16 protein-coding genes and 2 tRNA genes are annotated in these 18175 nt (G+C 40.8%); 9 read left to right on the top strand and 9 right to left on the bottom strand.

Annotated elements, in window-relative coordinates:
- On the top strand, window positions 1-288 hold a 288-nt coding region (locus tag ACR2F3_RS09690; RefSeq protein WP_432709777.1), incomplete at its 5' end, for a hypothetical protein.
- Window positions 289-444: 156 nt separating this feature from the next.
- Here ACR2F3_RS09690 and ACR2F3_RS09685 read toward each other — a convergent pair.
- The 3 genes from ACR2F3_RS09685 to recO form a co-directional block, all read right to left on the bottom strand.
- Window positions 445-572 (bottom strand) — tRNA-Val (locus ACR2F3_RS09685).
- A gap of 75 nt (window positions 573-647) precedes the next feature.
- Window positions 648-725: transfer RNA gene (locus tag ACR2F3_RS09680), tRNA-Val, on the bottom strand.
- Between the two features lie 107 nt (window positions 726-832).
- On the bottom strand, window positions 833-1558 hold the full coding sequence (recO, locus tag ACR2F3_RS09675; protein ID WP_432709776.1) for a DNA repair protein RecO: 726 nt from the start codon (window positions 1556-1558) through the stop codon (window positions 833-835).
- A 66-nt stretch (window positions 1559-1624) separates the two neighbouring features.
- Between recO and rlmF the strand changes: the two genes are divergently transcribed.
- A complete protein-coding gene (gene rlmF, locus ACR2F3_RS09670) occupies window positions 1625-2533 on the top strand; it encodes a 23S rRNA (adenine(1618)-N(6))-methyltransferase RlmF (RefSeq protein ID WP_432709775.1) in 909 nt (302 codons plus the stop codon).
- 2 nt (window positions 2534-2535) lie between these two features.
- Here the strand turns inward: rlmF and ACR2F3_RS09665 are convergent, their stop codons facing one another.
- Together ACR2F3_RS09665 and ACR2F3_RS09660 are read right to left on the bottom strand one after the other, a co-directional pair.
- Entirely contained in the window at window positions 2536-3876 is a 1341-nt protein-coding gene (locus tag ACR2F3_RS09665) for a DUF2130 domain-containing protein (protein WP_432709774.1), read from the bottom strand.
- Window positions 3877-3894: 18 nt separating this feature from the next.
- On the bottom strand, window positions 3895-4557 hold the full coding sequence (locus tag ACR2F3_RS09660; protein WP_432709773.1) for a metal-dependent transcriptional regulator: 663 nt from the start codon (window positions 4555-4557) through the stop codon (window positions 3895-3897).
- A 110-nt stretch (window positions 4558-4667) separates the two neighbouring features.
- Here ACR2F3_RS09660 and ACR2F3_RS09655 point away from each other — a divergent pair, with 110 nt between their 5' ends.
- Window positions 4668-5810 carry a putative sensor domain DACNV-containing protein gene (locus ACR2F3_RS09655; RefSeq protein WP_432709772.1) on the top strand — a complete coding sequence of 381 codons (1143 nt, stop codon included), beginning with the start codon at window positions 4668-4670 and terminating at the stop codon, window positions 5808-5810.
- A gap of 299 nt (window positions 5811-6109) precedes the next feature.
- Here ACR2F3_RS09655 and ACR2F3_RS09650 read toward each other — a convergent pair whose 3' ends face one another.
- The gene (locus tag ACR2F3_RS09650; RefSeq protein ID WP_432709771.1) at window positions 6110-6298 is read right to left on the bottom strand and encodes a hypothetical protein; all 189 of its coding nucleotides are present in this window, start codon (window positions 6296-6298) and stop codon (window positions 6110-6112) included.
- A 311-nt stretch (window positions 6299-6609) separates the two neighbouring features.
- Here ACR2F3_RS09650 and ACR2F3_RS09645 point away from each other — a divergent pair, with 311 nt between their 5' ends.
- Together ACR2F3_RS09645 and ACR2F3_RS09640 are read left to right on the top strand one after the other, a co-directional pair.
- Window positions 6610-6942 carry a PadR family transcriptional regulator gene (locus ACR2F3_RS09645; RefSeq protein WP_432709770.1) on the top strand — a complete coding sequence of 111 codons (333 nt, stop codon included), beginning with the start codon at window positions 6610-6612 and terminating at the stop codon, window positions 6940-6942.
- On the top strand, window positions 6939-8498 hold the full coding sequence (locus ACR2F3_RS09640) for a PspC domain-containing protein (RefSeq protein WP_432709769.1): 1560 nt from the start codon (window positions 6939-6941) through the stop codon (window positions 8496-8498). The genes ACR2F3_RS09645 and ACR2F3_RS09640 overlap by 4 nt, the downstream gene beginning before the upstream one ends.
- Before the next feature lie 28 nt (window positions 8499-8526).
- On the opposite strand, the gene ACR2F3_RS09635 is transcribed toward ACR2F3_RS09640, so the two are convergent.
- Together ACR2F3_RS09635 and ACR2F3_RS09630 are read right to left on the bottom strand one after the other, a co-directional pair.
- Window positions 8527-11244 carry a carboxypeptidase-like regulatory domain-containing protein gene (locus ACR2F3_RS09635; RefSeq protein ID WP_432709768.1) on the bottom strand — a complete coding sequence of 906 codons (2718 nt, stop codon included), beginning with the start codon at window positions 11242-11244 and terminating at the stop codon, window positions 8527-8529.
- Between the two features lie 134 nt (window positions 11245-11378).
- A complete protein-coding gene (locus ACR2F3_RS09630; protein ID WP_432709767.1) occupies window positions 11379-12008 on the bottom strand; it encodes an NAD(P)H-dependent oxidoreductase in 630 nt (209 codons plus the stop codon).
- Between the two features lie 198 nt (window positions 12009-12206).
- Here ACR2F3_RS09630 and ACR2F3_RS09625 point away from each other — a divergent pair, with 198 nt between their 5' ends.
- The 3 genes from ACR2F3_RS09625 (at window position 12207) to ACR2F3_RS09615 (ending at window position 15823) form a co-directional block, all read left to right on the top strand.
- Window positions 12207-13421 carry an OmpP1/FadL family transporter gene (locus tag ACR2F3_RS09625; RefSeq protein WP_432709766.1) on the top strand — a complete coding sequence of 405 codons (1215 nt, stop codon included), beginning with the start codon at window positions 12207-12209 and terminating at the stop codon, window positions 13419-13421.
- 18 nt (window positions 13422-13439) lie between these two features.
- On the top strand, window positions 13440-14771 hold the full coding sequence (locus ACR2F3_RS09620) for an SGNH/GDSL hydrolase family protein (RefSeq protein WP_432709765.1): 1332 nt from the start codon (window positions 13440-13442) through the stop codon (window positions 14769-14771).
- 242 nt (window positions 14772-15013) lie between these two features.
- Window positions 15014-15823, top strand: a complete 810-nt coding sequence (locus tag ACR2F3_RS09615; protein ID WP_432709764.1) for a phosphatidylinositol-specific phospholipase C/glycerophosphodiester phosphodiesterase family protein — start codon at window positions 15014-15016, stop codon at window positions 15821-15823.
- 76 nt (window positions 15824-15899) lie between these two features.
- Here the strand turns inward: ACR2F3_RS09615 and msrA are convergent, their stop codons facing one another.
- Window positions 15900-16505 (bottom strand): peptide-methionine (S)-S-oxide reductase MsrA, encoded by a 606-nt coding sequence (gene msrA / locus ACR2F3_RS09610; protein WP_432709763.1) that lies wholly within the window; start codon window positions 16503-16505, stop codon window positions 15900-15902.
- Window positions 16506-16742: 237 nt separating this feature from the next.
- Here msrA and ACR2F3_RS09605 point away from each other — a divergent pair, with 237 nt between their 5' ends.
- Window positions 16743-17708, top strand: a complete 966-nt coding sequence (locus tag ACR2F3_RS09605; RefSeq protein WP_432709778.1) for an isopenicillin N synthase family dioxygenase — start codon at window positions 16743-16745, stop codon at window positions 17706-17708.
- Window positions 17709-18175: the final 467 nt, after the last annotated feature.

Genomic DNA, 18175 nt, shown 5'->3' with positions numbered 1-18175 from the left:
GACGCTGACGCTGATGCCGATGCAGACGCAGATGCAGACGCCGACGCTGATGCAGACGCAGATGCAGACGCCGACGCTGATGCAGACGCAGATGCAGACGCCGACGCTGATGCAGACGCCGATGCTGATGCAGACAGTGATACTCCTGATAAGCCCAAAGAGGAAGATAAGGATCCTAAAGATCCTGCAAAGACCGGTGACAACCGTCCTATCGCAATTCTCGCCTTTGTGGCAATCAGCAGTATGGTAGCATTTGCAGCTACTTATCGCAAAAGAGAAGAAAACTAATCATTTGTGGACGATTAGTTGACTTATCATTAATTTGAATATAAAATAGGAGTGACTTCGGTCGCTCCTATTTTATTTTTATTTGAGGCGCAATTATGGGCAGAAGTAATAACCGTAAAAAATATATAAATCACAAGAAAAAAAGCAGCGCACAGAAAAAGCGTGAGGGCAGGACTGCGCTGATAATCGCAATCTCTGCTGTGCTTTTGATTATCGCTGCCGTAATAATCTTCTTCCTCGTTGCTGCTTGTAAGGCAGGTGCTCTGAACCAGCTGAGCTAATCTCCCTTGGGTTCTGCCCTTTAATTAACAATAGTTGGGCAAGCTATTGAGTTTACTGAACTTTCGATCCTGAAAGTTTGGTGGGAGATACTGGGTTCGAACCAGTGACCCCCTGCTTGTAAGGCAGGTGCTCTGAACCAGCTGAGCTAATCTCCCTTGAGGTTCTTTTAGGTTTAACCGAAGTTAGCGACCTAAGCGCTTCCCTTGTTGAGGGAGTGCAAATATACACCTCTAAGTCAAAACTCCAAAACTTTTTGAAGAAATTACGACAATACATCTTCTAAAATTTGATGAGATTTTATTTCTCCAAAAGATGCTGTATGTAACGTGTAGAAAATCAATATTTTATCAAGTATCAGTTTTCTGGTGGCATTATTGAATTTTATTTCACCTAATTGCTCAAAAGGCGTAGTGTAGAGTAAAATGAAGAAGGCCGCCTCTGTTTTTTCGATGTAGTTAGGGTGCAAAGGAGGGCGCGATTTAAATTCTCCCTCCTGTAAATCGAAAAAACTAAGGTCACTTTTGCTTTCCATACTTGGTGCAAATCCCAAAAACCTTGATAATTTTAATAAAAAGGCAAGGTGAAAACTTGGTGTAGCCGTAGCTGTTTCATCAAACCAGCTAATGGCATTGAAGATAAAACTAAACAGCGTTTCATCGGTATGTTGCTGGCGGATGCTTTTGTAAAGTACTTCGTTCAAAAACATAACAATGGAACTTTTGATAATGTCATAGGGAATGCTGCGGAAAACGGGAGAGGGCCGTAATTCCGACACCCTTTGCAAGCCGGAATTTATTTTGTGGTAAACCACCAGGTCTGCCAGGTGTAAAGGCTGCAGCATGTTCATCCTGATCTTTGCCTTTGGTTTTTTAACTCCGTTAATCAGGTAAGATTGTATGCCAAATTTTTCCGTAAAAATCTGCACCACTACACTACTCTCGCTGTATAAGGTGGTTTTTAAAATAATTCCCCTGGTTTTATGGAGCATAGCGGAGGTTTGATTTTTTAGGTCTACTTTTGTGAAGTAAAGATAAGCACACCAATTATACAATCCATGGCTACACCGGCAAAAGAAGAAAAGAAACTGTTGCACCCTCGTAATAAGCACCGTTCCAGGTATGATTTTGCGCTTTTAGTAAAAAGCAGTCCTGCCTTGCGCGACTTTATTATCGTAACTCCTTATGGAGAAGAATCTATCGATTTTGCCAACCCTGCTGCGGTTAAAATGCTTAATAAAGCCTTGCTAAAGCAATATTACGACATTGCACAATGGGATATTCCGGAGAATTACCTGTGTCCGCCGATTCCGGGCCGTGCCGACTATATTCATTACCTGGCCGATCTTTTGGCTGGGGGCAATGACGGTAAAGTGCCGACGGGTAAGGGTGTAAAAGTGCTCGATGTTGGTGTTGGTGCAAATTGTGTGTATCCGATAATTGGTCACCAGGAATACGGCTGGACCTTCGTGGGTTCTGATGTTGATAAACGTGCTGTAGAAGCTGCAAAAAACATTATTGCGGCTAATCCTAGTTTAGGTGATACCGTTAGTGTGCGCTTACAACCAGATCTGGAAAAGGTATTGGAAGGTATCATCAAGCCGGGAGAAAAGTTTGACCTTACTTTATGTAATCCTCCTTTTCACTCTTCTGCTGAAGCCGCTGCTGCGGGTTCACAACGTAAAATGCATAACCTGGGAAAAGGCAGTAAGGTGCTTAATTTTGGGGGGCAGCCTGTAGAGTTGTGGTGTAAAGGTGGCGAAATCACATTTATACAAACTATGATAAAGGAGAGTGTGGCATTTGGCGACCAGGTGCAATGGTTCACGACCCTGGTATCAAAAAGCGCCAACGTTCCCGATGTGTATTACATGACGGATAAAGTTGGCGCTGTACGCGTTAAAACGGTTGAAATGGCACAGGGTCAGAAAACAAGTCGTTTCGTGGCCTGGTCTTTTCAGCGATAGGCTTAGCCTAACAATAGAGGTTCATCGTCGTCTTCAGTAAGATTAAAGCGGATACTTTCTGTGCCGGAAATACCTTCTATTGATCCGCGGATGTGTGCGGCATTGAGCATCACTTTTTCCAGTTGCTTTTCACGCGATTTCCATAACCTTTCCATGGCATCTCTTTCTTTTTGAATGGATAACTTCATGCTCATAAAACCTTCGCGTATGGCTTTCCATTGCTCAGAAAACTCGCTGCTAGTCAGGTAGTCGTATAACATGTGCATTTTATCGCCACGGTTTTCCTGTGATTTCGATGCACTGAACAGCTTTACGATACCGTCACGCAGGATGTAAGAAACAGCTTTAACCTCATCAAAAGAACAGATCCATACGCCATCCTTCTCTCCGAAGCAGTCCATGCCTTTAGGATAACATTGAGTTACAATAACTGCAACGTCAACACCCATTCCACGCATGTCTTTTTTTAGTTTTTCAATCCATTCTGGTGAAAATTCTTTGGTTCTTTTACTTTCGTAAATGATGCGGCCACATTCCTGGCCAAATTGGTTGCGTACATGATGCACACAATCTGCGCCACGTACTCCTTTACCCACTTCAGTAACCAGGTCGAAAGGGAAGGCATTACGCAACAGTTCTTCCAGAATCAGTTCCTGTACTTCGCCCTGCAATTGCATAGAGCCTTGTTCGGCCTTACGCTTCATCTCTTCAGCCAGTTTTTTCTGGTCTTCAAGCTGTTTTTCCAGTTCCTTTACACGCAGTTGGTGCTCGGTTTCCTTGATGTTGCTTTTTTCGTGTTCCTGTTTTCTAATCTGTTCTACCAGTTCCGCACGTTGCTCCTGCAACATGCGCTGCATTTTTAGCTCCAGCTCGGCTTCTTTCTCCAGGATTTCCTTTTCCTTGAGTAAAAACGACATTTCCTTTGCCCGGGCCTGCTTTAATTTCTCTTCCTGCTCTTTATTTGCCTGATCTAACATCAGGAGCTTGTTCTCGAAATCTGTGGCAATACTTTTCCGCAGACTTTCCTCCATGCTTTGCTGGATTTGCTTTTTTTCGGTAGCCAGTTTTTGTTCATAAAGCTGTGCCTGTTCCTGTTGTTTCAGCGCAAAAGATTGTTCCAGCTTCTGTTGTTGCTGTAAAAAATCCTTTTGCTTTTGCTCCATGGCTTCGGCCAGTTGTTTCTGCTGCTGGGTAAACTCCTGTTGTTTTAGTTTAAACTCTTCTTCCTTTTGCTTGGTAAAAGAGACCATTTTTTCGCGGAGGTCCCGTTTATATTCTTCCGCCATCACTTCCTCAATTGGAAAGCTATGGTTACAGTTAGGACATTTAATCTCTGTTGACATAATAAAAACTCTTTTTATTTATTTACGCACATACAGGCCGTCTGCAAATTGAACAGACACGCTGCGTGGTTCCTGATTATCGATGGAAACCACCATGGAGCCATCAAAGGGAACCGTTTCTATCACTTTAATTGGGGTGCCAATGTTTATACCCAGCTTTTTTAAATACTGCAAAAACACAATAGAGGTATCTCTCACTGCAACTACTATGGCTTTTTGTCCGGGTTTTAGTTCTGAAAGCACAATTCTGTCCATCAAAAGGATTTCGCCGTTGGCCTTCGGTATGGGGTCGCCATGTGGATCGAAAGCCGGGTAATCCAGAAATTCGTCAAGCTTATTGATGAGTTTCTCTGATTGGATGTGTTCCAGTTGTTCGGCCACTTCGTGCACCTCATCCCAGCTAAAATCAAGCTTTTGGTATAAAAATGTTTCCCAAAGGCGGTGTTTCCTAATTATATTAACCGCAAGCTTACGCCCCGTGTCAGTGAGCGATATTTTCCCGTATTTTTGGTAATCTACTAATTTTTTTTCTTTTAATTTTTTGAACATATCGGTTGCCGTAGCCGGTTTAACACCAACTTCTGCCGCCAGCTCATTAGTGCCTGCTTCGGCCTTTCCTTCATTTTGGTTGCCTACCCTAAGGAGGGCCTTCAGGTAATTCTCTTCGGTATACGATAACATCAAACAAATATAAGTCAATTCTATGGATTGGCACCTGCTTCAATCGCCACTGCTGCGCCATAATAAAATGGGCAACCATAAATATATTGGAAATATGCTAACTTTATTCCATGAATTACCAGTCCACCTATCAGGCAGCGAGAATTGTTGCACCACAATTGGAAGCGATTTTTGCACAACATTTACGTGCTGCAAAAGAAAGTGGGGAAGAGGATCTGGCACCTTTACCCGAAGCCCGTTATGTGGAGCATATTCTAGATGCTACCTTCTGGGCAAGTCTGCGTAAAGAGGAAGGTCACAACACCAAAATATCCATTGCATTTGTACCGCCAGAGCAGGCGGGAAATCCCCTGTTGCTTAAACATACGTTACCCTTAAATCCTGCGGTACTCACTAAAATAGCGCCAGGCGTGGAACGTGCGGGGGTACATATTGGTGTATGGCACAAAAATGACGAACTTTACGTTTGGGGTACTACGATTATCATCCCTAATTTTTGCTTTATACTGGATGTATCTGAACCAGGTCTACTGGTTATTAAACATCGCCGGATTTATGGTTTTGGTAAATACACTAATCTAGCAGTGCTTAAAGGTGAGCAGATAAAATTTGTTGACACTACTTCGCCGCGTTCACGCGATTGGCCCACCATGCTGTTAACATTGCTTGACCTCACCGCACCTTCATATTGGAACGATTCGGTAAATGTATTAATTCAGCTGGCAGTTTCCATGCGGGCACACCAACGTGGGGGCACATTGCTGGTGGTTCCGTCATCAAATAGCAATTGGTTGCAGTCTATTGTTAAACCTATACTCTATGGGGTACAACCAGCTTTTGGTGGTTTATCGAAATTACTGGAGCAGGAAAGGAAAGAAGCGAGTCAAATTTTCTGGCAAACCGCTTTGAAACGTGAAGTTGATCATTTGGCTGGCCTCACAGCTATTGATGGGGCAACAGTAGTGAATGATAAATATGAATTGCTTTCTTTTGGTGTTAAAATAGGAAGGGCGAAAGGCAAAGAGATTTTAGAAGAGCTGTCGTATAGTGAACCCGTGATTGACGGAGGTGCTAAAATCATCCCAGCAACAAAAGTTGGTGGCACCCGTCACCTGTCGGCAGCACAGTTTGTATTTGATCAAAAGGACGCGCTGGCGCTGGTTGCTTCTCAGGATGGTCATTTCACTATTTTTTCCTGGTCGGTTAAGAATAACCGCCTGCAGGCCCATCGCATCGATTCGCTATTGCTTTAAGGAAAATTAGTGTGTTAAAAGCAAGAGGAATAGTATTGCTTTATATTTCAATAATAGATGAATTACCTGTTAGGCCGTGCTGAGCTGACTTTCGATCGTACATTTTGAAAACCTGGATTTTCTTATAATATAGGCAAGAAGTTGGTAAACAGTTTTATACCCAACAAACACATTTATTTTACTATTCCAAAATGAAATCAATACCAATCTATTAATTACACAGAACCCTTATTGGTAATTAAAGAATAGTAGTACAGAAGGTTGTTTACATGAAATGCGAGCAATCTTTTTTCTTTTTATTAAGAAAAAACAATCGCCGCGATAATCGCTAAAGTGAACAAGAGGGTAACAACAATGCGGTCGATTACTACCCAGTCCTGATGCGTGAGTTTTCTTGATACTTTAACTTTCTTCTCCACAGCCTGCCTGGAAAAAATAGCGGAAATAGGGTGGGTTTTAATGATCATGGTAGTTTGTATTAGTGTCATTTTTTTTATTACAAACTGCACGCCAAATCTATTAATTTATACTAAATACCTAAAAATTGCTTTTTGTGAAGTATCTGTGTACCACCTTGTTTCTTGGCGAGTGTGAAAAGTTACCCTACAATTAGTGAACGGATTTTAATTTTTCCGAAAACGAAAGAATGAGGTAATCATCCTCCGCTTTATTACTTTTATAACCGTTTTAATCTTTGGACTTAAAATATAACCCTGTAAATCAAGTGTATAGCGTTATTTAGCGTTTTATATAGTACTATGTATTGCATATTACTATATAAAACATATATCTTTGTTATATGATAGCAGAAAATACGCAAACACAAATGCGCAAGGGCATACTCGAGTACTGTGTGCTGTTGATAATCTCCCGGGGAGAGATATACGCATCGGATATTATTGCTGAGTTAAAATCAGCCAAATTACTGGTGGTGGAGGGGACGCTTTATCCACTATTAACCAGGCTAAAAAATAATGGCTTGCTAAGTTATAACTGGGTAGAATCTACCTCAGGACCGCCTAGAAAATACTACGAATTGACCGACGTAGGTAGAAATATTGTGCAGCAACTGGACACTACTTGGCAGGAATTATCCTATGCAATTGAAACCTCTAAACAAACAAAGAAATGAAAAGAACGCTAAATATAAATATCGGTAATTCCATCATTCATATTGAGGAAGATGCCTACGAACTGTTAAGGGCTTATCTTAACGAAATCAAGTCGCATTTTGCAAAAGGTGCAGACGACTTTGAAATTGTGACCGATATAGAAAACCGTATAGCTGAAATGTTTCGGGAGATATTATTTGCCCAGCAAAAGCAGGCGATCAGTATAGAAGATGTTGAGCTGATTATTGCTCAGATGGGTACCGTTCGTGATTTCGAAAATATGGAGGCAGAAGAGGACGGCGCAGCACCTGTTGAAGCTCCGGTTATTAAAAGGTTATACCGTGATACTGAAAATGGTATGGTAGCCGGTGTATGTGCTGGTTTAGGCCATTATTTAAACATTGAAGACCGCTGGGTCAGGTTAACTTTTCTGATTTTAATTTTCTTCGGTGGTGCTGGTTTCCTGGCCTACCTGGTGATGTGGATCATTGTTCCGCGTGCTACCACGCGATCCGAAAAAATGTACATGAAAGGTGAGCCGGTTAATTTGCAGGGTTTTATACGTAATTTCCAGGAAGAAGTAGAAAATAATGAGCTGATTAAACGTTCGGGGGGCTTCATTAAGGAGATGGTGGATTTGCTGGGAAAGTTTTTAGCGGGATCCGGAAGAGTTATTTTTAAATTATTTGCTGGATTCATCATCTTTTGCGCAGCAATGATGTTGCTGAGTGTAGTCATGTTGCTGGCCTCCCTTTTAGGGTTTTTTGACGCAAGCGTCAATGATTACTTTCCTTTCAGTATGGTGGATGCCAGTCACCTTCCGTATCTCTTGTGTGCTGCCTTTGTAACCATTGCCGTACCATTACTAGCTTTAATTCTTTTCACTTTACGGGCTGCATTTAACAGCCGGCCGATTCACCGTTCTGTTTCTTTTGGCTTGTTAATCATCTGGTTGTTTGGTATATGTACAGCAATTTTTTATGTGGCCAAAGTAAGCGCCGACTTTAAAGAAGAAGCTGAGTTTACGCAGGAAACCACTTTAACACCTTACCCGGTATATACGCTAGAAATGGATAATTCACGCTTCTTTTCTAAAGAAGACAGTGTGAAATACCAGATTCAGTCCGAACGTAACAAGGGCAGGGTGATTATACAGGACTACGATGGTGCTTTTGATGAACCGAGAAACGTGCGTATTCATATTGAGAAAAGTCTTGGTAATAAAGTTTCGGTCACTCAAAACTACAGTGCCCAGGGCAGAAATTTTGAAATGGCATTAAGAAATGCACAGAATATTGCGTACGATTTCGTGCAGCAGGACTCACTGCTACGTTTTAGTCCGAAATTACACCTGAACAAACCAAGCAATTGGCGCAACCAGGAGGTAGAAGTAACGGTGAAAGTACCGGTTGGTACTAAACTGATACTTAATGAAGATTTAGACAGGTATTTATCCCAATATGAATCCTGGAGATGTAATCGTGAAGATGGTGTAGACCATGAGTATACCGAATGGGTAATGACCACCGAGGGCCTGAAATGTGCACATGAAATAAACACCGGGGAAGCACATTAAGGTGTTGCTCCCCGGTGTACCGGTTTTATTATTTTACCGTATAGCGGAAGACAAAACGGCCTGGGTTGCCGTTTTTGTCTAAGCCTTCTACTACGGCTTTATATGTTCCTTTACCTTCTGCATTATAAAACTCAAAGGTTACTGCTCCGGTTTCATCCGTAACCACCCTAGGGTTCCAGTAAATGGTGGTTCGTAGATCTTTAGAGGTACTGTTAGGTGTTGTATATTTTGGGGAGTAAAATTCTCTTTGTTTACTGAATCCTTTTGGTTCCAGCGTTACCATGTTGTCTTTAGGTAGTAACTTTCGTAATTCTTCCATACTCATCTTTTTACCTGCCACAGCTTTCTTCATGTTAATGGAGATGACTCCATTAGTTCCATAAGTCCTGTTTACGGTACCAAGCTCGTCTCTTAAGAAGATTTCTATAGATTCTATCTCATTAATATTAACACTGCTAATAGAGAAGGGGTCTACCGGGCTACCTGCAAGAAAGATTTGCACGGGTATTCTTTTTCCTGCAAGGAAATCACGGCTGACATAAAAGTTATTGTTTTCAAAAGTTAGCCCTGTTGCCATGGTTCTTAAACAGGTAAGCAAGTCGTTACAGCCTGAAAAACGCTCCGGTCCCAGTTCATGATCAGCCATCATGGGTAAAGCTGATAAAGTCGGGTAATCAGCATGGCTGACTTTTTTAATTGCAGTACCAGTAATTTTAACCTCCTTCAGTTGACGTAAATGGCTGTATTGTTTTTTACTGTTATCAAGGTAGGTACTCAAACTGCTGTCGATATTCATTACCTCATCTGCTTTATTTATATTATGTGTCACCTCGGGAAAAGGAGCAGGATCTACCATAATCATCATGTTGCTGCCACCGGAGCCATATTTAGCACTGATGACTACTTGTGAGGAGTCTGGTATGCTGAGGTTCTGAAAGTCAAACACCCCTGAAGGGCTTGTAAGTGCTTCTGCAGAATAAGTTCTTCCAGGAATGGTAAGGCGTAAACCTGCTTTTTTAACCGGCATACCTGTGCGGTCACGTAATGTCCCAGTGATGTTCATGCCCTGTTCAGGAAGCATGGTAATTTTTGGATAACGATCAGCCAGTATATCGCTGTAGGTGAAACGACGATAACCCTGCGTAAGCATAAGCAGGTCCAGGTCGGCTAATTTCTTTTCATCCGTTTTATTAAAATAATAGTTAGGCTTTTCCAGGTAACCTTTCAGGTCTGAACTTAACAGCATGGAACTCAAAATAGTCGGCTGCGCGTCCTCATTAGCGGGAACTTTTTGTTCGTCGGTCACTGCAACCGAGAAATGACCTGCCAGTTGCTCTGTGGCATTTTTAGCTGTTACTGTCATTTTTACCTTCTGGCGCGGTTTATAGCTAGGTAGATCGGTCTTTATATTCAGGTTCATAGCGTCCAGACGTAAGATAAATACCAGGCGTTCGCTTACCGGCTGTCCGGCAGCGGAAAATAAAGTGATTTGAATAATACCGGAAGGGAATTTGTCTTTAGGGATTTTTGCTGAGGTTACCTGGCTCATTAAAGCTGTTTGCGCAGCATAATAAATGACACCGGCATTTTGAGCAACGATATAAACGCCTTTCTCTTTGTTTTGTTCAAAAAAGGCATTGTTGGCGACGATTTTTAAATTGATGTTTTCAGGATTACTGTTATTCACCTGAAGGGCAATTCCGCTGGCAACAGGTTTAGGTAAATCAAGCGTTTTAGTAGTGCCATCTTTAAAACTAAGGTTGGCTTTATAGGTTTTACCTTCTTCCATGTTTACATAAAATGAACCCATGCCTAAATGTGATGATTTGAACGAGGTAATTGTGTTGCCACCTTGATCGGTAATGGTTCCAGTTAAGTCTATCCCAAGTCCTTTAGCGTTAACCGCTTTAAATGCTACTTGTGTGGGTACACCAAGGATAAGCTCTCCACCTTCAGGAAAAAATTGAATATCATTAGCCGCATCGACCGCCTCAAACTTAAAACTTGAATTCAGGGTCTCTTTGTCGGCAATGGTAATATCGGTAACAAGTTGTCCTTTTTTTATGACCTGGTTTTTACGGGGGGTAATGCTCACATTTAAAAAGCCATTCTGGTCTGTTGTGCCTTTTCCCTTACTCACCTCCTCAAAAGAGGATATCACCTTCCAGTTGACGGTTTTGTTCGCGTAGGGTAGTTTGTCCGCATTTTTATATTGTATACGTGCATTGATAACCTGTCCTTTGTCGGCATTGCTGGTTTGGTAGCTGAAGTGTGTAAGTAATTCTTTATCAACGGCAGCGCCTACAGGGATGGTTTTAGTAAAGAAATAATCGGGGTCGAAATTTAGCATCCATACGGTGTAAGCCCTTATATAATAGTTGCCCTGTTTAAAATTTAGGGGGTCTAATGGGAGGTTGCCATAAGCCATGCTGTTGGTAACGGGATATTTGAGCGTACTCACTAGGGAATCCTGGCTGTTCATCACATCGACATATACGATTTTACTCAATGGCGATGGCATGTTTTGATCAGTTGTTAAATATGCTTTAAACCAGATGGTATCAGATACACTGTAGTAAGGTTTATCGAAATGTAAGTACACTTTTTCAACAGGATATAACTCAGGGATTTTACTGGTTTTGTTGATAATGTTCTTTAAAGTTGTCGTGTCTTGCTGTGAAAGAGCCGTAAGGTGTAGCCCGCTGAGGACTATAATCAAAGCAGATACAAATTTTAAATACTTCATGAATGTAAATTAACGATTGATTTGCTAATATATTCATTTAAGGCCTTAGCTTCTTCATTTTAACCAGGCTTTAACATATTTTGACATTTATTTCAGGCGCTACACCTTAGGGCTTACAAATTGGTTGGCGTTGTTTAGTACTCTACAACGAATTCAGTTAGTGGACTGCGGACCTTCTTAAGGTTGACTAGCCAGTCGCCATTTTCATCACGGTAACCTAAGGTAAGCATGACCGCGCTACGCAGATTTAAGGCCTTTAAGTTAAGTAATTCATCAAGCTTACCAGCATCAAAGCCTTCCATAGGGGTGGCGTCAATTTGTAATAAAGCGGCTTCTGCGATTGCCATTCCAAAACCTATATAGGCTTGTTTAGCTGCATGGTGATAATTATCTTCAGCCGTTTTTGCGGTTAAAGAAGAAATTAACGTGTTTTCGTAATCAGCAGTTGCCGTTGATGGTAATCCGCGTTCGGCATTTGCATATGCAAATACTTCCCTGATATTTTTTTCAGTGTATTGGTTCCATGCAGCGAATATCAACAGGTGTGAACAATCTATTACTTGTTGCTGGCCATAGGCAAGGTCTGCTATTTTAGCTTTGAGATCAGGATTTGTAACCACGATAATTTTAAATGGTTGTAAACCTGAAGAGGTAGGCGCAAGGTGCGCAGCTTTTATAATTTGGTCAACTTTGTCTTGTGAAACGGCTTTACCGTTCATTTTCTTTGTTGCATAACGCCAGTTTAAGGCTTGGATCAAACTCATATATTATTCTAATTGTTATTATTGTTATGTCCAGAATCGGGCTTTTTCCGCTACCGAGTGGCTTGCAAAGTTATCACCGCCATCTACTTAACGGTAACTACATAACTCTTTTGACTTTTAAATGAAAAATTGTTTCTTTGTTATGCATGCATAAGTTATTTTTAATTATGTTAGCATAACATTTAACAACCAGATATCATGAAAAAGATTTTACTCAGTTTTTTAATGGTTATACCTGTATGGGGATTCTCTCAGTCCTTCCAGGTTAACCTTCAAGGACAAAAACAAATTGGAATGGCAGGTGCCGGTACAGGTGTTGCAATGGACGAAGCGGCTGTTTTTTTTAATCCAGGTGCAGTGTCCTTTTTGAAAAAGAATGGCATTCAGGGAGGTGTCAGCCCAATCTTCTTAAAAACAGCTTTTAGTGAAACCGGCTCTAACCGCGTGGAACACAATAAAAGCAAAGTGCCTACCCCTTTTCAGGCTTATGCGGTTTTTGGAAACCCTGACGGACGTGTGAGGTTCGGTTTAGGTGCTTACACACCTTTTGGTGGTGCCATGCACTGGGATGAAAACTGGACTGGAAAATATACCGTAACATCGCTTGATTTACACGCCATTTACATTCAGCCAACGGTGAGTATTAAAGTGTCTGATCATGTGGGTATCGGTGGTGGATTGGTTTATTCCATGGGTAAAGTTGATTTAAGACGTGCGGTACCATTGACGTTAAGCAACGGTCAGACAGCAACGGCAAAACTTCAGGGTGATGCACATAATTTTGGTTGGAATGCCGGTATCTATGTGAAAACAATTTCTGGTGTTTCGATTGGTGTAACTCACCGTTCTCAGATCACTGCATCAGTTGAAGATGGAGATGCTATTTTTGATGTTCCCGCTGCTTTGGCTAGTGGTTTCCCTACTAAATTCAATGCCGATTTGCCATTACCTGCTACCACCTCCTTAGGTTTGGGGTTTTATCCTTCAGCCAAAACCACGATTGCAGTTGACGTAAACTGGGTGCACTGGCACAAATATAAAGAGCTTGCTTTTGTATATAATAACAATGATCGTATTGAAAATACCAGATCTCCACGTAATTACCATGATGCAGCAACGTTACGTTTGGGTGTAGAAAACCAAACAACCGATGCGATTGCTTTAAGAGCTGGTATAGGTTACGCTTTTACACCGGTAGGTGTAGGCTATGTAACTCCCGAAGTTCCAGATGCTAACCGTATATTGTTAAGTGCGGGTATTGGATTTAAACCAACTGAGCGTTTAGGAGTAGACTTTTCATTTTTATATGAAAACCTTAAATCCAGAACAGAAACAAATATTGAAACAGGCTTAAGTGGTAATTTTAAAACAGTTGCTTATATTCCAGGTATAGGTTTATCTTATAAATTCTAATCATCAATCCAGAACAACATGAAATCACAATATTTATCTAAAGGTTTGCTGGCTGTCGCCATTTTGGGACTAGCTTCTTGTAAGCCAACAATGGACACCATTGTTCCAACTAAAGGAACAGCAGATTTTACCAGGTATATTGCAATTGGTAACTCGCTTACTGCAGGTTACGCAGACGGCGGATTACACCTGGAAGGACAAAAGAATTCTTACCCGGAGTTGATTGCACAGCAATTAAAAAGTATTGGTGGTGGTAATTTCTCCAGTCCGCTTTTTAACGAAGCGCAGTCAAACGGTTCAGGTTATTTAAAGCTGACAGGTTTTAATCCTAATGGAACACCGATTACGGCTACAGAAACGGCTAAACTCGCTGTACGTGGTCAGCAGGCAATTCCTGGCTTCGGAAATGTGGTATTATACACTAAACATGCAGGAGAACTGGAAAACTACGGTGTTCCAGGAATTAAATTAATGCATGTTAATTATGCACCATATGGTAATTTAAATGGTTTCTATGAGCGTTTGCTTCCTGGAAATGCAGGTACCAACAATACAACTTACCTTGATTTTGTTACGGCTAAACCATTTACATTTTTTAGTTTGTGGTTGGGTAACAACGACATTCTAGGCTATGCAACCAGTGGTGGTGCTGGTGATGTACCTACACCTAAAGGCGATTTCAGTGCGTTGTATAATGCAACGGTAAACAAATTAACATCTACTGGCGCTAAAGGTGTGGTGGCTACCATTCCTGATGTTACCAAAATTCCTTATTTTACTACTGTAACTTTAGGTAGTTTATTGGCTGCCGTACAGGCTACACCTGCAGGGGCAGCAGTTACCGCTTTGTATATCAAAACAGGTGCAGGAGCTACCAGAACTGCAACTGCAGCAGATTTATTTACCTTAACATTGAGTTCAGCAAACGTGATTGGTGTTCCTAACGCATCAGGAATTCCTTATGGTTTACATCCTCTTAACCCAATTGAAAACAAATGGGTATTAGATAAGGATGAAGTGGCTATAGTTAACGATTTTGTGAATGCCTATAACAACACCATTAAAAGTGTTGCTGCCTCAAAAGGCTTGGCTTTATTTGATGCTTTTGAGATGTTAGGTGAGTTCAGTAAAACAGATGCCAGTGGCCATTTAATTGGTAAGGCGGTTAATGGTGTAGAAGTGACCTCGGCTTTCATTACGGGTAACATGTTTTCATTAGATGGTATTCATCTTACACCACTTGGATACGCGATTACAGCGAATGCTTTTATTAAAGCCATTAATGGACAATATGGTTCGAGCATACCAACTGTCGATGTAACAAAATACGGAGGTGTTAAATTTCCTTAATTTATAACTCTTTTATATTACAAACCCCGGAACATTTTGTTGCCGGGGTTTTTTGTTGTTAAGCCAATCTTCACGCAAGTTTTTGCAAAGGGGATATAAGCCAGGCTCTACCATTCAACTTAAGGAACAGGAAGTTTTTGATTTGCTTATGAAGAGAATCGTGTCTTTTGTTGTTAAATTGTACCTTTAATGAAGATTGGAATTGTAGGGCTCTATTAATCTATGATCAAATGAAATCCAGGATGTTAAAAAAAACGCTTTTACTTTCTACCCTGATCTTCAGCATGCATTTTTGCAAGGTGTCGGCCCAAATAGGGGTGTCTTTTAAAAATGGTCATAGTCATAACGACTATCATCAGCCTATTCCATTATTGAATTCGTACCATGCACGTATGGGGTCCATTGAGGCCGATGTTTTTTTGAAAAATGGTCAGCTTTATGTTGCACATGATAGCACTGAGATTACTAAAGATGCTACTTTAAGAAAACTTTACCTGGAGCCGCTGGCAGAGAAATATGTTAAAAATGGACATTCTCCTTACCCGGACCCTGCTCAGAAACTGCAGTTGGTTATTGACATCAAAAAAGATTACCAGCTTGTTTTACCAGTACTGATTGAAGAGCTTAAATCGTTTAACACAATTTTTGATAAGACCAAAAATCCGAAGGCCATCACGATTGCCATTAGTGGTGATATGCCACTGCCATCGGCATTTAAAAACTATCCTGAGTATATCTCTTTTGATGGGAGGCCGAATATCGAATATACACCATTACAATTGAAGCGCGTGGTGATGATTAGTGCTGACATTAAAAAGTATACAACCTGGAATGGCAGAGGAACTCTAACAACCGCAGATAAACTTAAGCTGAAATCGGTTATTGAAAAAGCCCACAAACAACAGAAGCCATTCAGATTTTGGGGTACAGCAGATGGCCCGGAAACCTGGCTAGAACTAAAGAAACTTGGGGTAGACTGGATCAACACCGACCAACCCGAACGTCTTCAGAATTTCTATCAGCAAGGAGCCTCACGTCCACAACAGAATTAAACAGAGATTAATTGATGCGTTTGCAGGAGCGTTTATGGTGAAGCATCATGGTCTGATCTATGTAAATCCGATGGTATCAGTGTGCTGGCTTTAGTTTGTCTTTGAAAACCTGCTCTAGTTTTTCGAGTTTTGGCTGGATGACAGCACGGCAATAAGGTTGGTTTTTATTGTTGTTATAATAATTCTGGTGGTATTTTTCTGCGACGTAAAAGGTTTGCGCCTTATTGATAGCTGTTACCACAGGTTTACCAAAAGCATTGGTTTTGTTTAGCTCATTTTTATATTTTTCTGCTAATGCTTTCTGCTTGTCATTATGATAAAAGATGACCGAACGATATTGCGTACCCACATCTGCACCCTGACGGTTTAAGGTTGTCGGGTCATGGGTTTTCCAGAATACGTTTAGAAGTTCTACGTAGCTTAATACCTTTGGATCATAAGTTACTTCAATCACTTCAGCATGTCCAGTTAGGCCGCTACTCACGTCATCGTAGGTAGGGTTTGGAATGGAGCCACCCTCGTATCCAGATCTTACCTTGGTTACCCCAGCTAAACGTTGAAAGACAGCTTCTGAGCACCAAAAACAGCCGTTTCCAAATGTTGCTTTCTCGAGTTGCTTTTGCTGGCCCTCTGCATCAGTTAGGGAAAAAAGGATTAGTACTATGATTGATAAATATTTCATCTGTAGTATTTTTATTTAAAGTTACCAATATGGAAACTGTTTAGTTTTTAAAGATGTTGGTTAAGCGCTTTAATTACACTCACCTGATTTAGTATTAAGTTTACTTGGTAAATTTCTGTGTTTGATGTGGATAACTTAATTAATTATATTATAATGTTTTATAATTCGATTTGTGAAAAAAAAGGTTTTTATTAACAATTGTTGCCTAATTTTGTGGCATTCACAAGAAGAGAAATTATGACGTCTACACCCTACATACCCTGTCTAGATCTGGGTTCTTATATAAACGGAAATGAAGAACAACGTAAACAGTTCTCAGATGAATTGGGTAGAGCCTTTAACGATTCGGGTTTTGTTACCATTACCAATCATGGCGTAAGTCAGGAACTGATAGATAAGCTTTATGAGAATATCCAGGCTGCTTTTGCTTTACCAAAAGAAATCAAGCTTAAATATGAGAAACCAGAATTAGCTGGACAGCGAGGTTATACAAGTCCGGGAAAAGAAACAGCAAAAGGTGCTAAGACAGCCGATTTAAAAGAATTCTGGCAGATTGGTCAGGAAGTTACGGATGGTGATCCTGTAAAAGACAAATATCCTGCAAACGAGATTCTGGAGGAAATTCCTGAATTTAATGCCGTCACCATGGAGGTTTACCGGAAATTAGAAGATAATGGCAAACACTTACTTCGCGCCATCTCTACCTACCTGGGTTTGCCAATTGACTACTTCGATCAGCATGTTCATAATGGAAATTCAATCCTTAGGGGCATACATTATTTTCCTATTGAAAACCCAGAGGCAATTCCTGATGACGCTGTACGTGCGGGTGCACATGAAGATATTAACCTGATTACATTGTTAATTGGCGCGAGTGCCGACGGGCTGGAAGTATTAACACGCAATAATGAATGGTTGCCTATTAAAGCCCATCATTCGGATATTGTGGTCAATGTAGGCGACATGTTGCAACGGTTGACCAACAATAAACTGCGTTCTACCACTCACAGGGTGGTTAATCCCCCTCGTGAGCTGATGAAAACATCAAGGTTTTCTGTGCCTTTCTTTTTACATCCTAGAGCGGATATGGACCTGACAAGTTTGGAGTCGTGTATAGATGCAGCGCATCCGAAAGTTTATGCTGATATGACTGCAGGCGAGTATTTAGATGAAAGGTTGAGAGAGATAGGGTTAAAAAAGTAAAAATTCTTTTCGATTCAAAGGCTGAAAAGTTTTGCGAAGAGCAAAACCCTTCTAGGCCTTTTCATCGAATAAGTATTTTTATCCGAAGAAAAGGTGGGGCAGTGCTGTACGGTTGAATAAAAAGGAAGCTTAGCTTAACCACGTTCCAGGGCTTTACATCGAATAAGTATTTTTATCCGATGAAAAGGTGGGCAGTGCTGTACGGTTGAATAAAAAGGAAGCTTAAGTAACCACTTTCCAGGTTTTTCAAAGAAAGTATATCGTTTTTAGAACTTATTATGGTATAAAAAATCCCAGTTGAATTGTCAACTGGGATTTTCATATTTAATGCTATCGTATTTTTATTCTTAACCACATTATGTAAATAATTACTGTAGTGACTTCCTTTCTCTTCCAGAAAAAATTCAATGTCTATGAAAAGTCCTAGAAGGGTTTTGCTCTTCGCAAAACTTTTCAGCCTTAGAATA

The sequence above is a fragment of the Pedobacter sp. genome, from assembly GCF_045627485.1.
Taxonomy (GTDB): Bacteria; Bacteroidota; Bacteroidia; order Sphingobacteriales; family Sphingobacteriaceae; genus Pedobacter.
Note: the sequence above shows the minus strand (reverse complement) of the source record. Positions and strands in the feature narration are given on the sequence as shown.

Coding starts and splice junctions, on each gene's coding strand:
- ACR2F3_RS09645 (WP_432709770.1), top strand. CDS start 6,610: ATGATAGCAGAAAATACGCAAACACAAATGCGCAAGGGCATACTCGAG.
- ACR2F3_RS09650 (WP_432709771.1), bottom strand. CDS start 6,298: ATGACACTAATACAAACTACCATGATCATTAAAACCCACCCTATTTCC.
- ACR2F3_RS09620 (WP_432709765.1), top strand. CDS start 13,440: ATGAAATCACAATATTTATCTAAAGGTTTGCTGGCTGTCGCCATTTTG.
- ACR2F3_RS09605 (WP_432709778.1), top strand. CDS start 16,743: ATGACGTCTACACCCTACATACCCTGTCTAGATCTGGGTTCTTATATA.
- ACR2F3_RS09665 (WP_432709774.1), bottom strand. CDS start 3,876: ATGTCAACAGAGATTAAATGTCCTAACTGTAACCATAGCTTTCCAATT.
- msrA (WP_432709763.1), bottom strand. CDS start 16,505: ATGAAATATTTATCAATCATAGTACTAATCCTTTTTTCCCTAACTGAT.
- ACR2F3_RS09615 (WP_432709764.1), top strand. CDS start 15,014: ATGTTAAAAAAAACGCTTTTACTTTCTACCCTGATCTTCAGCATGCAT.
- ACR2F3_RS09625 (WP_432709766.1), top strand. CDS start 12,207: ATGAAAAAGATTTTACTCAGTTTTTTAATGGTTATACCTGTATGGGGA.
- recO (WP_432709776.1), bottom strand. CDS start 1,558: ATGCTCCATAAAACCAGGGGAATTATTTTAAAAACCACCTTATACAGC.
- ACR2F3_RS09635 (WP_432709768.1), bottom strand. CDS start 11,244: ATGAAGTATTTAAAATTTGTATCTGCTTTGATTATAGTCCTCAGCGGG.
- rlmF (WP_432709775.1), top strand. CDS start 1,625: ATGGCTACACCGGCAAAAGAAGAAAAGAAACTGTTGCACCCTCGTAAT.
- ACR2F3_RS09655 (WP_432709772.1), top strand. CDS start 4,668: ATGAATTACCAGTCCACCTATCAGGCAGCGAGAATTGTTGCACCACAA.
- ACR2F3_RS09640 (WP_432709769.1), top strand. CDS start 6,939: ATGAAAAGAACGCTAAATATAAATATCGGTAATTCCATCATTCATATT.
- ACR2F3_RS09660 (WP_432709773.1), bottom strand. CDS start 4,557: ATGTTATCGTATACCGAAGAGAATTACCTGAAGGCCCTCCTTAGGGTA.
- ACR2F3_RS09630 (WP_432709767.1), bottom strand. CDS start 12,008: ATGAGTTTGATCCAAGCCTTAAACTGGCGTTATGCAACAAAGAAAATG.